We start from the raw sequence: 14,616 nt of genomic DNA on the forward strand, positions 1-14,616 counted from the left end.
GAATGGCATTGGCCCAGGCTGGCCACGGATATCATGGACCGATGAACTGGACCGTCGACATACCGATCGACCAGCTGCCGGCACTGCCGCCGCTGCCCGCTGACCTGCGGACGCGGCTGGACGCTGCTCTGGCCAAGCCGGCCGCTGAGCAACCGTCCTGGCCCGAGGAACAGGCCGCGGCGATGCGTACGGTCCTCGAGAGCGTCCCGCCGGTGACGGTGCCGTCCGAAATCGCCCGGCTGCAAGACCAACTCGCCCAGGTCGCCAAGGGCGAGGCATTCCTGCTGCAGGGCGGCGACTGCGCCGAGACGTTCGTCGACAACACCGAGCCGCACATCCGCGGCAACGTCCGGGCCCTGCTGCAGATGGCGGTGGTGCTCACCTACGGTGCCAGCCTGCCGGTGGTCAAGGTGGCCCGCATCGCCGGTCAGTACGCCAAGCCCCGGTCGGCCGACATCGACGCGCTGGGCCTGAAGTCCTATCGCGGCGACATGATCAACGGCTTCGCCCCGGATGGCGCTGCGCGCGAACATGATCCGTCGCGGCTGGTGCGCGCCTACGCCAACGCCAGCGCGGCGATGAACCTGATGCGGGCGCTGACGTCGTCGGGCCTGGCGTCGCTACACGGGGTGCACGACTGGAACCGGGAGTTCGTCCGGACCTCGCCGGCCGGCGCCCGCTACGAGGCATTGGCGGCCGAGATCGATCGCGCGCTGAGCTTCATGAGCGCGTGTGGCGTGGCCGACCGCAATCTGCAGACCGCCGAGATCTACGCCAGCCACGAGGCCCTGGTGCTCGACTACGAGCGCGCGATGCTGCGGCTGTCGGAAAGCGAAGACGGCAAGCCCCAGCTGTACGACCTGTCGGCGCACACCGTGTGGATCGGGGAGCGGACCCGCCAGCTCGACGGTGCCCACATCGCGTTCGCCGAGGTGATCGCGAACCCGATCGGCATCAAGCTCGGCCCGACGATGACGCCCGAGCTGGCGATGGAGTACGTCGAGCGCCTCGACCCGCAGAACAAGCCGGGCCGGCTCACGCTGGTCAGCCGGATGGGCAACAACAAGGTGCGCGACCTACTCCCGCCGATCATCGAGAAGGTGCAGGCCACCGGTCACCAGGTGATCTGGCAGTGCGACCCGATGCACGGCAACACCCACGAGTCGTCCACCGGGTACAAGACTCGCCACTTCGACCGCATCGTCGACGAGGTGCAGGGCTTCTTCGAGGTGCATCACGCGCTGGGCACGCATCCGGGCGGCATCCACGTCGAGATCACCGGCGAGGACGTCACCGAGTGTTTGGGTGGCGCACAAGACATTTCGGACCACGACCTGGGCGGCCGTTACGAGACTGCGTGCGACCCGCGGCTGAACACCCAGCAGTCGCTGGAGCTGGCGTTCCTGGTCGCCGAGATGCTGCGCGACTAGTTCCGCACGGTAAGCCGCTCGGGTTGCGGGGCGACCGCGGGTCCGGTTGCGCGCCGCGGCGACCGGGTGAACAGCGCCCGCAGATTGGCCAGCGCGATGCGCGGTATCAGGGCGGGATCCCGCAGCCGCGACGGCGGGTCGATGAAGTTGGAGACCCGGAAGAACCGCTCGGCCAGCACCGCATCGTGGGCGGCGGCGTGCAGCGTTGCCTCCGACATCCGGCGGGATAGCCGCTGCCGCATGGAATTCCGGTCGTGAGTCGGGGAAGTGACCCGCGACCTGGCTTGATTAGCGGCCCATGTTTGGCCGATGTAGTGCGCCGTCGCCCGGAAATACCGTTGCGCCAGGCCGGTTCTGCCCACGCCGAGGCATTCGCGCAGGGTCAGTGCTTCCAGCGCGGCGATCGTCATGCCCTGGCCGTAGGTCGGGTCGAGGCTGCACAACGCATCGCCGATCACCAACAGCCCCGCGGGGAATCGAGGCAGCTGGTCGTAGCGTCGCCAGACCGCGGCGGTGTGGCGATAGGTGACGGCCTCACCGAGGGGCTGGGCATTGCGCAGCCCCTCGGTGATCGCCGGGGGAAGACACTGCTCGGCTATCGCGAGCATTGAAGCGAAATCGGTTGGTGAATCACCGGTTTCGCTATCCTGGCCGATCGCCAGCATCCACATGTCGTGCTCGCAGGCGAGCAATAGGCCGCCGGGCCGGCCGCCTCCGGGGTTGAACACCACCAACCGCTGGGCGATGGATCCGTCGGGGATGCTCAGCTGTTGGCTCGAGTAGCTCAACCGGGCCACCGCCCGGGCTTCGGCCGGACGGTCGAAACCCAGCCTCTCCAAGAATGCGGGGGTCCGCGCGGCCCGGCCGGTGGCGTCCACCACCAGATCGGCATCCAGTGTCGTCAGAAACCCGTTGTAGCGCCGGACGATTCGCACGCCGTTGACGATGTTGGCGGTGGTGACGAATTCGGCCACGTCGTGCCCGTCGAGGAATGTCACGTTGGGCAGTGCCTTGACGCGCCGGCGCAGGTGAAACTCCACAAACGGCCGGCTCGCCATGTGAAGCGCCAGTGCGGCCGGATCCGTGAATCGGCCGGACGTTTTCATCTCGTGGCGCCCGAAGCGCACGTAGAAATTCGACAGCTCACCGTCGTCGACGACAACCGCCCCGGCCCTGGCCAGGTCGTCGAGCAGGCCGGGAAAGAGTTCGTCCAGCACCTGCAGGCCCCGGCTGTGCAAGTTGTGTACATGGCGTCCCTGGGGTATACCCCGGCGATGGCACGGGTAGTCGGGCAGCCTGTCCCGTTCGACCACGCTGACCGAATCGTAGAACTCCGAAAGTACGCGCGCAGCGAGCAAACCCGCGATTCCGGCTCCCAGCACGACGGCGTGTTCGCCGAGCCGGTGGGGCGAGTCGATGAGATGTGTTGTCGAACCCATGCAGCAGTACGCTACACCAAAATTAAGAAAATTAAGCGATTCGTGAGGCGATATTAAGAATCGTGTCGCGAGCGTGACCTCCTGTCGGCAGCTCGTCCCGGGGGAGTTATGCGGTGGTGGCGCCGGTCCGCCACCAGGGCGCGAAGCCGGGTCATGTCTTGGAGCCGATCCGCCGGCGCTGCTGTCACGCAGCGTTTACGTCCATTTGCTGGTTTCTGAATACTATCGGCGCTATTCTCTCGCTGTTGAAAAAATATTCAATGGCGGTTGAAATAAGCGCCGCCGTCCGTGAAGAGGGCTGACGACATGGACTTTGCGTTGCTACCTCCAGAGGTCAACTCCGGGCTCATGTATGCAGGACCCGGGGCAGGTCCGATGCTGGCAGCCGCCGCGGGTTGGGACGCGTTGGCCGCCCAGCTGGAGTCGACCGCCAGCGGCTACGCGGCCGAGCTGGCCGGATTGATCGGTCACGCGTGGTCCGGCCCGTCGTCGCAGCTGATGATCGCCGCGGCCACGCCGTATGTCGACTGGTTGTCTGCTGCGGCTGCGCAGACCGCACAGGCCGGGGTACAGGCCTACGCGGCGGCGGCGTCTTATGAGGTGGCGTTTGCGATGACGGTGCCCCCGCCGGTGATCGCGGCCAACCGGGCGCAGCTAATCGCGCTGATCGCTACCAATTTCTTCGGACAAAACACCCCGGCGATCGCGGCCACCGAAACGCAGTACATGCAGATGTGGGTGCAAGACGCCACCGCCATGTACGGCTATGCGGCCGACTCCGAAGTCGCCAGCACCCTGACCTCCTTTGACGAACCGCCACAGACCACCAACGCGGCAGGCCGCGACGCCCAGCCGCAGTCGGTGACGCAGGCCACCGGCAACGCCACACGGCAGCTGGCCTCGGCCGACGCCACGATGCACACTCTCAACTCCCCTAGCGCCGACTCGGCCGTGCCTGTCGCTCCGGGTCAAACTGTGGCCGCCCCGCCGGGCAGCACCATCGCCATCGGCACCGACACGGGCATGTACGTCAACAGTGGCTCGATCACGATTACCGGCCCCGGCACTAACCTCATCAGCTTCGGCAGCGTAATTGTCAACCCCGGCAGCACAATTCACACGATTATCGACTGTTCCGAGGGCGGTGTGCTGATCCCTGGCGGCGTCGACGTCACTGCCGACTCCAGCCCGCTCATCCTGACCCCCGGGTCCTTCCAGGAGGTTCTGGTCACCCTTGTCAACGGCTCCGCCACACTCCCCGTGGTGGGCGCGCAACAGGTCGCCGTCCAAACAATCGGGAACGCCGCCACCGCCATCGCCGGGCCCGCCGGCGCGTCCATCACCAACGTCTTCGGCGCGGTCACCGTCGCCACCGCTACTCCCATCCCAGGTTCGTCGAGCGCATTGGGGGCGCCTGCAATTGGGGGGCTGGCTGCGCCAGGCCTGGCGGGTGCCGCGGGAATTCAGCCGCAGCTCAACGTGGATGCGCTGATGGAGTGGGCACAAACCGCTTCCGGTTGAGAGATCGGGCGTATCGAACGCCTTGTTTGCGATGACTCACCGATGGCGAGAAGGCTCGCGCCCGATAGCTGAACGCCCGATCGATAGGGGTGTGCGGCCCGCTCGGCGCGGGGCACCGCAGGGCGAGCCAGGCGTTGGCTGCGCGCGATATACGAAGTCCCGCTTAGGCATTCGCCACGGCGCAGCCTTACCCGGCCGCGACCCCAAGGGGTGGTTCGACACTGGCCGCGGGAACGCATCCGGTCGCGGTTGCGGCGGTGAAGGCGAGGATCGCCGCGACGACGACCTTGGTGGCTAGGCGTGACATGACGACTCCGTTCATCTGGTCCTTTGGCAGAACTGTAGCCGGATCGCCCGACTATTTCAATAAGCATTGAAATAAGGAAAGTTTGCGGGCATAGTTGCCGCGTAGAGAGGCGACCGGTCGCGCAGCAGGACTGCCCGGGTGAGCAAGTATCTTTAGGCGCGTCGGCGCCCAGCGTGGCGACGATGAGCGAGAAAGAAAGTAGGTAGTCACTTGACGTCTAAGGTCCCGCCGACCGCGGTTGTGCGAGCCGTTGAACGGGCGCGCCAACAGCTTTCGCGGCTGCGCCAACGCTTCGCTCCGCCTCCGGCGGTGATGCTGGAATTGATACTGAATGCCTGGGTCGCTCAGGCGATCACGACCGCAGCGGATCTGGGCGTGGCGGACGCCCTGGCCGACGGCCCGCTGTCCGGCGATCAGTTGGCGGAGCGCGTCGGTGCCGATCCCGACGCCCTGCGGCGACTCATGCGCGCGTTGATCGGCATCGGGATTTTCCGCCGGCGCAGCGACGGGCGCTACACACTGACCCCGCTAGCCGACACGCTGCGCACCGATGCGCCCGTTTCGATGGCCGGGATGGCGCGATGGGTCGGGTCGCCACAGCATCGCGAGCACTGGAGCCACCTGACCGCCGCGGTCCGCAGCGGGAACGCTGTCATCCCCGAACTTCGTGGCAAACCGATTTTCGAATACCTGGCCGATCAGGCGGAGCTGGCTGGGATTTTCAACTCAGCCATGACCAATATTTCCGAGTTCGCGACCGTGCCGTTGACCGCGGCCTATGACTTCAGTGGGTTCGGCACGATCGTCGACGTCGGTGGCGGGCACGGTCATCTGCTGGCGGCGATCCTGCAGACGGCCCGTGATTCGCGCGGCGTGCTATTCGATCTCCCGGAGGTGGTGGCGGGCGCGCCGGAGTTGTTTCGCAAGTACGCGGTCGACGACCGCGTCCGGATCGAAGAGGGCTCGTTCTTCGATTCCGCCCCGGCGGGCGGTGACGCGTATGTGCTCAAGAACGTCATTCACGACTGGCCCGAGGAAGACGCGGTCCGCATCCTGGCGAACGTCCGTACCGCAGCCCGCACTGGCGCGCGATTGTTGCTCTGCGAGTTCGTCATTCCCGACCACGACCGCGATTTCCACGGCAAGTGGGTCGACCTCGAGATGCTGGTCGTCGCCGGCGCGCGGGAACGCACCGAGGACGAGTACGGCCGGCTGTTCGACCAAGCCGGTTTCCGGTTGAACCGCGTCGTCGACACCGTGTCACCACTGAGCATCATCGGGGCGACCGCGGTGTAGCCAAGGCGATTTCCTTGCCTACAGGGCTATTGCGACGGGAGGTCCAGCCCGAGCTCCTCGGCGGGGGCGACTAAGAATCGGTGCACGGCGGGCCCCACCAACCTGACCACCTCGTCGACCGTCAGCGACGACAGCGGGGGCACGTGCATGATGTAGCGCAGCATCGCGGTGCCGACGAGGTTGGTCGCGGCCAGCATCGCGCGCAGTTGCGCTTCCTCGCCGCCGCCCAGCACGCTGGACACCGCAGCGAGGAGGTAGTCGTGCACGAAACCGCGAAACGCGTCCTTGGCATCGCTGTTCGACGTCGCCGACTGCACCATCGAGGCCATGCTCGCGGCCGTATCGGGGTGCTCCCAGATCCCGAGGTAGGCCCGCACGATGCGGCAGCCTAAGTCGTCGCCTTTCTCGGCGAGCGCTGTTGTCAGTAACTCGGACGGCAGCACCAACTTCATCGATTCGCGAAACAACGCCGCCTTGGAGCCGAACAGATACAGGATCATCGACGGATCCACTCGCGCGTCATCCGCAATCGCCCGCAGGGGCGTCTTGTCATAGCCGTGCATGGCGAACTGGCGCTTTGCCGCGCGAAGGACCGCGTCGCGCGATACCGGCTCGCCTTGGCGTCTGCCCCGCCGCTTTATCGTTTTCCCAGGTGAGGGCACGGGCGAACCCTATCATTTCAACTCATATTGAAAAGGGATCTAGCAGTTGACGAAGGTCGCCGGCCGTCACAGCAGCCCGGTCAGATTGCTGCCGAGCGTCCAGCCCGCCGTCGCGGCCAGGCCGGCCAGCGCCAGCACCAGCGCCACCCAGATCAGCACCATGCGCCGGTTTTGCTGACGCGCGACGGCGAATTCGCTGAGCGCGATGCCGGCGAATTCGCCTGAGGCCGGCTGGTATTCGTATTCCTCGTCGCGTTCGGGGGCGGCCTGGGCCGGCGGCGCCGGCTCCGGCCAGTCCTCGGGTCCGCGCGTCAACTGACGGGTGGGCTGACGGACCGCAGGCTGCGCCGACGGTGGCGGCACCGTTGGGCGCGGCTCGCTGCGCCGGCTGTGGTGCAGCGCCGCCGAGCGGTGCTGGGCGGAGTTGCGTGGCGCCGGGACCCGGAAGTCGGGCAGGTCCAGTTCCTCGGCGATCGCCTCGACGTCGGCGAGCATCTCGATCGCGTCGGCGTAGCGCTCGGCGGGATCGCGCGCCGTCGCGCACGCCACGAAATCGTCGAATTGTGCGGGCACCCCCTCGATCACGCTGCCGGGACGCGGCACGTCGTGGTCCAGTCGCTGGTAGGCGACCGACAGCGGGGAGTCGCCGGTGAACGGGGCGCCGCCGGTCAGCAGCTCGTAGGTGAGGATCCCGGCAGAGTAGACATCGCTGCGCGGGCCGGCGTTGCCGTCGCGCACCTGCTCGGGCGACAGATAGGCCGCGGTGCCCAAAATGACACTGGTCGAGGTGATTCCGGCGGCCGCGACCGCGCGCACCAATCCGAAATCGGCGATTTTGACCTCGCCGTCATCGGAGATCAACACGTTCTCGGGTTTGACATCGCGGTGCACCAGCCCGGCGCGATGCGCGGCGGCCAGCCCGCCCAGCAGTGGGCGCAGCACCGCCGCCACGGCATGGGGCGGCATCGGCCCGCGTTCGACCAGCAGCTCGCGCAGCGTGCCGCCCTCGATGAGCTCCATCACCAGAAACGGGTGCCGCGCGTCCATGCCCTGGTCGTAGACCGCGACCAGCCCCGGGTTCTTCAGCCGGGCCACCGTGCGCGCCTCGAGCTGGAAGCGGGTCAGGAACTGACTGTCGCCCGCGTAGCGCGAATCCATCACCTTCAGCGCGACCGGGCGATCGAGCCGGACGTCCAGGCCGCGGTAGACCGTCGAGGTGCCGCCGCTGGCGATCTTGCCCTGGACCAGGTAGCGGCCATCCAGCAACGTGCTGTCCAGCGGGTCGCCCGCCCCGGGTCTGGTCACGGGGCCATCGTAGGTGCGGGTCGGGGATTGGCCGCGATTGGCGAGGACAACATCCGCTCAAGGCGGCTCCGTACCCGGTTACCACGGCCTACACTTGCGCCGTGGGCAGTATTCCGGCCGGCGACGACGTATTGGATCCCGACGAGCCAACCTACGACCTGCCCCGGGTCGCCGAGTTGCTCGGCGTGCCGGTGAGCAAGGTGCAGCAGCAGCTGCGAGAAGGTCACCTGCTTGCGGTGCGCCGCGCCGGGGGTGTGGTGATCCCGCAGGTCTTCTTCACCAACAGCGGTGAGGTCGTCAAAAGCCTGCCGGGGTTGCTGACCATCCTGCACGACGGCGGTTATCACGAGACCGAGATCGTGCGCTGGCTGTTCACTCCCGATGCGTCGCTGACGGTGACGCGCGACGGCAGCCGTGACGCTCTCTCCAACGCCCGTCCCGTCGACGCGTTGCACGCCCATCAGGCCCGCGAGGTGGTCCGCCGGGCCCAGGCGATGGCCTACTAACGGCGCACTAAGCGGCCAGCGGCTCTTCGGCCTGCTCGGCGGGTGCTACCGGGGCGCGGTACAGCGCACGCCAGGCGATCAGCGCGGCCGCCGTGGCCATCGAAAAGTGCAGCCACGAATACATGCCGTGCGATCCGTCCGGCTTGAAGATCACCATCGCCCAGGTCGAGAGCCCGCCGATGACAGCGATCGCCCGGCGCGACTGCGCCAGCGGCGACGCGACCGCCAGCGGCCAGGAGTAGTACCACGGCAGAGCGGCCGGCACGAACAGCACCACGATCAGCATCGAGCATGCCATACCGGTCAGCGCGCCCCGGTCGTCGCGCCGGAACCGCCACCACAACAGCGGTAGTGACACCGCGATGACCGCGATGCCGATCAACCGGGTGATCCGCAGCGTGGCGTAGAAGTTCACCGGCACAATCCCGTTGATGAGGAAGTGGATCACGTTCGCCGCAGCGGTCGGCACGGTCAGCCAGTTGATGATCTTCACCGATCCGGCCAACGCGGTCAGCCAGCCCAGTCCGACGCCGGCCGCCACCGACAAGACGCCGAACACCGCGACGAAGATCAGCAGGCCCATCGCGGTGGCCGCCGCGAATGCCCGCAACGGCCGATATCCGCGTCGGTCCCGTAGATGGCGCATCCATACCCAGACCAGAAACGGCAATGACAGTGCGGCGGTGGCTTTGACCGCGACCGCGACCGTCACGAGGGTGATGCCCAGACCGTGGCGGCGTGCGAAGGTCAGCGCGATCCCGGCGGTCATCAGACCCACCATCAGCATCTCGTTGTGCACCCCGCCCATCAGGTGGATCAGCACCAGCGGATTCAGCACACAGATCCACAACGCGGTGGCGCCGCTGGTGCCGATGTGATGGGCCAGTCGGGGAGCGGCCCAGATCAACAGCGCCAGCCCGGGCAGCATGCACAGTCGCAGCAGCATGGTCCCGGCGATCACGTGGTTGCCGGCCGCCACCGTGACCAGCTTGGCAATGAGAATAAACACCGGGCCATAGGGTGCGGTGGTAATCGTCCAAATCGGGCTGACGTTGTCCAACAACACATTCGGATTCGCTACCGGGCCCACGGCATAGGGGTCGAAGCCGTCGCGCAGCAGTGCGCCCTGGGCCAGATAGGAATAGGTGTCGCGGCTGAAAACCGGCACGGAGGCCAGCAGCGGCGCCAACCAGAAGCCGGTGGTGGCGCGCATCATGAACTCGGTGGTTTCGCCGGCGATGACGCGGCGGCCCAGCGTCAGCCATGCGACCAGCATCAGCGCCACGCCCGTCCACAGCAGAATCGACGACAGCACCAGCCCGTGGCCAAATCGCAGCCAGGACATGTGGAGCGACTCCAGCAGCGGGTCGTGCGGTTTGGTGCTCCCCGCGCCCAGGCCGCCGGCGGTGATCAGTACCGAACCCACGAATCCCAGCTTCGCCGGGCGGGCCTGCGGCGCGGCGGCGAACACCTTCAGCTCCGAAAGCCGCTGGGCGACAGATCGTTTCGAGCCGGCGTCGATCGATGCGGTCATCGACTCAGGCGGACCGGTCGGTGGCCATCCTGGCCAGTTCCAAGAGTCCGGCCTTGGCCGGCGCGGTGATGGGTGCGGCCGCGAGCGCGTCCAGCGCCCGCTGGGTCAGCTCCGCAATACGTTGCTCCGCCGCCGTCAGGGCGCCCACGGATTCGATGACGTCACGGAGCTCGGCCACCTGCGCGTCGGTCAACGGTTCGCCGATGGAGCTGCGTAACAGCTTGGCCGCCAAGGGATTTGACTTGTCCGCTAATTCCAGTGCCTCGGCCAGCAGCGCGGTGCGCTTGCCGGAACGCAGATCGTCGCCCGACGGCTTGCCCGTCACCGCCGGGTCTCCGAACACGCCCAGCACGTCGTCGCGGAGCTGGAACGCCACCCCGAGATCGGTCCCGAACTGCTGAAAGACCGCTTGCACATCCGGTCGGTCGGCGGCCGCGGCGGCCCCGAGCTGCAGCGGCCGCGTCACCGTGTAGCAGGCGGTCTTGAAGGTGTCGACGGTCATCGCCGACGCGATCGACTCCGCGGCGCTGGCCTCGGCGACGATGTCGAGGTATTGGCCGCCCAGCACCTCGGTGCGGATATCGGCCCAGACGCGGGTGACCCGTCGCCGCGCATCCGGGGGCAGGTCGGCGCCGAACACGATGTCGTCGGCCCAGGCCAGGGCCAGGTCGCCGAGCAGGATGGCCGCCGAAATCCCGAAGCGGTCCGCGGAGCCCCGCCAGTTGCGGTCGCGGTGCAGCGCGGCGAAGCGAACGTGCACCGTCGGCTTACCGCGCCGCGTCGAGGAGTCGTCGATGACGTCGTCGTGCACCAGCGCGAAGGCGTGTAGCAGCTCCAGGGCCGAAAACAGTTGCAGCACTGGCGCGTCGGGTTCGGAGTCGGCCACCGCGCGCCATCCCCAATATGCGAAAGCGGGCCGCAGCCGTTTGCCGCCAGTGAGCACGAAGTCTTCGAGGGCGGAGATCAACGTGGCGTACTCGCCACCGATGTAGGTGGTCTCGTCCCGCCGCGCGCGCAAGTACCGTCGAAGTTGCTCGGCAATCGCCCCGGTCAACTCGACGGTTGCCGCAGCTGCCGGAGTTTTCAGGCTCAGCGCGGCGCCCCTTTCTGCTCGGCATGCCCCGGTGTTATTTAGCCCGGCCAGTGTATTCGCCGCGACCGCGGCGGCCATTTCGACGTAGCCCGCCCGCCAACCTGGGCGGTAACCCCGCGCCCCTATGCTGGCGAGGTGCCGTTCGTCCGAGGGAGAGGAGCCGCGTGACTCTCAACACCGTCGCGCTCGAGCTGGTGCCGCCGAACGTGGACGAGGGTCGAGAGCGGGCACTGGACGAGGCGCACAAGGTATTGCGCTGCTCGGCGGAATCCGGCCTGGACGGGCGCATCCGTCACGTGATGATTCCCGGCATCATCGCCGAGGACGACGACCGTCCGATCGTGATGAAGCCCAAGTTCGACGTGCTGGACTTCTGGTCCGTCATCAAGCCCGAACTGCCCGGGATCAACGGCCTGTGCACCCAGGTCACGGCCTTCATGGACGAATCGACGCTGCGCGGGAGGCTCGCCCAGCTGACCGACGCCGGCATGGAAGGCGTGGTGTTCGTCGGCGTCCCGCGCACGATGAACGACGGCGAGGGCTCCGGTGTCGCGCCGACCGACGCCCTGTCGATCTATCGCGACCTAGTAGTTAATCGCGGCGTGATCCTGATTCCCACCCGCGACGGCGAGCACGGCCGGTTCAACTTCAAATGCGACCAGGGCGCCACCTACGGCATGACCCAGTTGCTGTACTCCGACGCGATCGTGGGCTTTTTGAGCGACTTCGCCAAGAACACCGATCACCGGCCCGAGATCCTGCTGTCGTTCGGCTTCGTACCGAAGATGGAGAGCAAGACCGGGCTGATCAACTGGCTGATCCAGGACCCGGGCAATGCCGCGGTGGCCCACGAGCAGGACTTTGTCAAAAAGCTGGCGGGCTGCGAACCGCCCCAGAAGCGCCGGATGATGCTCGACCTGTACAAGCGGGTGGTGGACGGTGTCGCCGAGCTCGGCTTCCCGCTGAGCGTCCACCTGGAGGCGACCTATGGGCTGTCCGGCCCGGCGTTCGCGACCTTCGCCGAGATGATCGACTACTGGTCGCCCGCCCAGCGTGTCTAACCCGTTCGGCGACGATGCGGGCCGGGACGGCCGCAGCGGCGCACCCCCGGCCGCGCGGCGGAGGCGAGTCGAGCAAATCTAACTGGGCGGCTGATTGCCCGGTGTTGTGAACCGCTCCGAGCGGTCCCGGCTCATCCACGCCAGTAGCGCGACCACACCCGCCGCCGCGAACGACGCGATGCCCAGCCACACCCCGGCGCCGGTGAAGGAGCGGGTGTTCGGATCGGTGTAACGCGCCTGAGCGGTCATCGTGCTCACCACACCCGGCTTGAGCTTCCACGACACCGCGTCCGGGTCGACGCGGTCGCCGTTGGTCGACGTCACGACGCCGGGGAAGGCGACGGTGAGCTCGACGTCGGCGTCCGGATCGGTCAGCGATGTCAGATCCGCACGGCCTTCCAGGATCACCACGTTGCCGTTGCGGCGCAGCGACACATTGACGCCGGCGGCATCGGAATTCATGTTGGCCAGCTGCGGCAATTCGCCGAACGTCAGATCGGAGAACACCGCCTGCGACCCGACGTAGCCGTCGCTGTCGTAGTTCGACACCGCGACCTTCTGGTTGAACGGAAGGTTGTTGGTGTCGAGCTGCGGACCGGTGTCCTTGGGAGTCTTCGGCTTGGCCGCCGCGATGATCTCCCCGGACACCAGGTCGTCGGCCGAGACGGTCAGCGAGGCCCTGGCCCGCAGGCATCCGGTCGCCAGGGGGACCAGCAGCATCAGCATGGCGATGGCTACCACACGAGTGGTTCGACGTGGGGGAGAGCTGGCGCGCACCAGGTCATCGTGCCAGATCCGGTGTCCGACTTGCCCGCGTCGTCGGATTGCGAGTCCGCCGTTCCTTGGTGTCGTCATGCAGCTAGAGCGGCAGCGGTCGGCCCAGGATCGCGAATGCCCGTGGGTCACCGGCGAAGTGGTAACGGCGGATGATGTCGGTGAAGCCCAACCGCCGGTACAACCGCCAGGCGCGATTGGCCTCGCCGTTGGTTTCCGGCGTCGAGAGCAGGACGTTGCGCTCGCAGCGGCCGGCCAGCAGCCGCCGCGCCAGCGCTTCGCCGATGCCGCGACCCTGGGCGCGCGGGTGAATGTGCAGCTCGGTCAGCTCGAAATAGCTGTTCATCAGCTGCGCGATCTCCTGGGGCGGCAGTCCGCCGCGTTGCATCCCCACCATCACCTGTTGCTGCCACCATTGCCCGGGCGCCCCCGGATAGCCGTAGGCCACCCCGAGCAACGGCGCATCGCTCAGTTCCTGCGCCGGCGGCACAGCACCGCCCTCGGCCGCGTCGGCCTCGACCGCGGCGGCCGCCTGCCACCCGCGCCGGCGAATGTGTTCGAGCCACATCGCGGCCCGCTGGTTCTCGGTGCCCCGGGGATAGCGCATCGCGTCGACGTAGACCCCGAGGGCGTCACTGAGCCGGCGCTCCATATCGTTCGGCGGCAGATCGATGAGGAATATCGCCAACTCGCGGTGTCCTCCTCGTAGCAGTGATCGGGCTCATGCTGTCATCGCCGTCAGCCCCGTGCCCGTATCGCCATTATCGGGTCCGAGGCCGATTGGCTGACGGGTGGTGGCGGCAATCGAGCCCACAACTCGCCGACACTCCGTCCGTTTCGGGAAGGGTGTTGTAACGCTTCGTCGTTGCGGCCCGATGATCGTCGGGCAGCAACGGAGATAGAATCGCGGACGAACCAGTGGTACGGGTCTGATTGACCTCGTATCATTTGACTTAGTTGCCCATACAATGGGCATCCGCGTGCTATCGATAGTTACGTGTCAGACTGTCGGCAAGGAGGGACGAATGCCACTCTCCGATCATGAGCAGCGGATGCTCGATCAGATCGAGAGCGCTCTCTACGCCGAGGATCCCAAGTTCGCTTCGAGCGTACGTGGTGGGGGATTCCGCGCACCGACCGCGCGGCGTCGTCTGCAGGGTGCGGCGCTTTTCGTTATCGGTCTGGCGATGCTGGTTTCCGGCGTGGCGTTCAAGGCCACGATGATTGGCAGCTTCCCGATTCTCAGCGTGGTTGGCTTCGTTGTGATGTTCGGTGGTGTGGTGTTCGCCATCACCGGTCCGCGAATGTCAGGGCGCCCGAACCAGTCCGGGCCGGCGCAGGGCGCGCGGCAACGGCGCAACAAGGGTGGCGGGGGCTCGTTCACGAGCCGCATGGAAGACCGATTCCGCCGCCGCTTCGACGAGTAACGAGACCTTCCCAGCACGGACGACCTTAAGGGGTAGCCGCACCGGCTGCCCCTTAATTTTTGGTGCCGCGGCCTGATTCGCTGGCCGAGTCGGCGGTGCGGACGCGAATCAGCGCGTATCCGCGCGGTGGTGCGCAGATTCGACGCCATCGTTGCAGACTCGGACCGACGAATGGGGGTATGAGTCCCCGCCGACTTCCATTCGGGTCCGAATCGAGGCCAATCCGAGCCCCACTGCGCCCCACTTGAGTGCCCCACTTCC

13 protein-coding genes are annotated in these 14,616 nt (G+C 67.0%); 6 read left to right on the forward strand and 7 right to left on the reverse strand.

Annotated features, from left to right (window positions below):
- The first annotated feature begins 41 nt into the window (after positions 1-41).
- The gene (locus G6N54_RS01065; protein ID WP_163788170.1) at positions 42-1,430 is read left to right on the forward strand and encodes a class II 3-deoxy-7-phosphoheptulonate synthase; all 1,389 of its coding nucleotides are present in this window, start codon (positions 42-44) and stop codon (positions 1,428-1,430) included.
- Here the strand turns inward: G6N54_RS01065 and G6N54_RS01070 are convergent.
- Positions 1,427-2,869, reverse strand: coding sequence for an FAD-dependent oxidoreductase (locus G6N54_RS01070; RefSeq protein ID WP_163788171.1), 1,443 nt, complete (start codon positions 2,867-2,869; stop codon positions 1,427-1,429). The genes G6N54_RS01065 and G6N54_RS01070 overlap by 4 nt on opposite strands.
- Positions 2,870-3,175: 306 nt before the next feature.
- Between G6N54_RS01070 and G6N54_RS30950 the strand changes: the two genes are divergently transcribed.
- On the forward strand, positions 3,176-4,390 hold the full coding sequence (locus tag G6N54_RS30950; protein ID WP_163788173.1) for a PPE family protein: 1,215 nt from the start codon (positions 3,176-3,178) through the stop codon (positions 4,388-4,390).
- Between the two features lie 517 nt (positions 4,391-4,907).
- Positions 4,908-5,993: a methyltransferase gene (locus G6N54_RS01080; RefSeq protein ID WP_163788175.1), complete on the forward strand. Its 1,086-nt coding sequence runs from the start codon at positions 4,908-4,910 to the stop codon at positions 5,991-5,993.
- A gap of 26 nt (positions 5,994-6,019) precedes the next feature.
- On the opposite strand, the gene G6N54_RS01085 is transcribed toward G6N54_RS01080, so the two are convergent.
- Complete coding sequence (locus G6N54_RS01085; protein ID WP_163788177.1) at positions 6,020-6,655, reverse strand: TetR/AcrR family transcriptional regulator; 636 nt, start codon at positions 6,653-6,655, stop codon at positions 6,020-6,022.
- Between the two features lie 66 nt (positions 6,656-6,721).
- Positions 6,722-7,960 (reverse strand): protein kinase domain-containing protein, encoded by a 1,239-nt coding sequence (locus tag G6N54_RS01090; RefSeq protein ID WP_179969141.1) that lies wholly within the window; start codon positions 7,958-7,960, stop codon positions 6,722-6,724.
- A gap of 101 nt (positions 7,961-8,061) precedes the next feature.
- Here G6N54_RS01090 and G6N54_RS01095 point away from each other — a divergent pair, with 101 nt between their 5' ends.
- On the forward strand, positions 8,062-8,466 hold the full coding sequence (locus tag G6N54_RS01095; RefSeq protein WP_090603340.1) for an Rv2175c family DNA-binding protein: 405 nt from the start codon (positions 8,062-8,064) through the stop codon (positions 8,464-8,466).
- 7 nt (positions 8,467-8,473) lie between these two features.
- On the opposite strand, the gene G6N54_RS01100 is transcribed toward G6N54_RS01095, so the two are convergent.
- A complete protein-coding gene (locus G6N54_RS01100) occupies positions 8,474-10,000 on the reverse strand; it encodes an alpha-(1->6)-mannopyranosyltransferase A (protein ID WP_163788179.1) in 1,527 nt (508 codons plus the stop codon).
- A 4-nt stretch (positions 10,001-10,004) separates the two neighbouring features.
- Positions 10,005-11,054, reverse strand: a complete 1,050-nt coding sequence (gene idsA2 / locus G6N54_RS01105; protein WP_163794380.1) for a bifunctional (2E,6E)-farnesyl/geranyl diphosphate synthase — start codon at positions 11,052-11,054, stop codon at positions 10,005-10,007.
- 203 nt (positions 11,055-11,257) lie between these two features.
- Between idsA2 and G6N54_RS01110 the strand changes: the two genes are divergently transcribed.
- Entirely contained in the window at positions 11,258-12,154 is an 897-nt protein-coding gene (locus tag G6N54_RS01110) for a mycobacterial-type methylenetetrahydrofolate reductase (RefSeq protein WP_163788181.1), read from the forward strand.
- A gap of 78 nt (positions 12,155-12,232) precedes the next feature.
- Here the strand turns inward: G6N54_RS01110 and G6N54_RS01115 are convergent, their stop codons facing one another.
- Entirely contained in the window at positions 12,233-12,880 is a 648-nt protein-coding gene (locus tag G6N54_RS01115; protein ID WP_163794382.1) for an LppM family (lipo)protein, read from the reverse strand.
- A 133-nt stretch (positions 12,881-13,013) separates the two neighbouring features.
- Positions 13,014-13,616 (reverse strand): GNAT family N-acetyltransferase, encoded by a 603-nt coding sequence (locus tag G6N54_RS01120; protein WP_163788183.1) that lies wholly within the window; start codon positions 13,614-13,616, stop codon positions 13,014-13,016.
- A gap of 337 nt (positions 13,617-13,953) precedes the next feature.
- Here G6N54_RS01120 and G6N54_RS01125 point away from each other — a divergent pair, with 337 nt between their 5' ends.
- Entirely contained in the window at positions 13,954-14,355 is a 402-nt protein-coding gene (locus G6N54_RS01125; RefSeq protein WP_163788184.1) for a DUF3040 domain-containing protein, read from the forward strand.
- Positions 14,356-14,616 lie beyond the last annotated feature (261 nt).

The sequence above is a fragment of the Mycobacterium stomatepiae genome (assembly GCF_010731715.1).
Classification (GTDB): Bacteria; Actinomycetota; Actinomycetes; order Mycobacteriales; family Mycobacteriaceae; genus Mycobacterium; species Mycobacterium stomatepiae.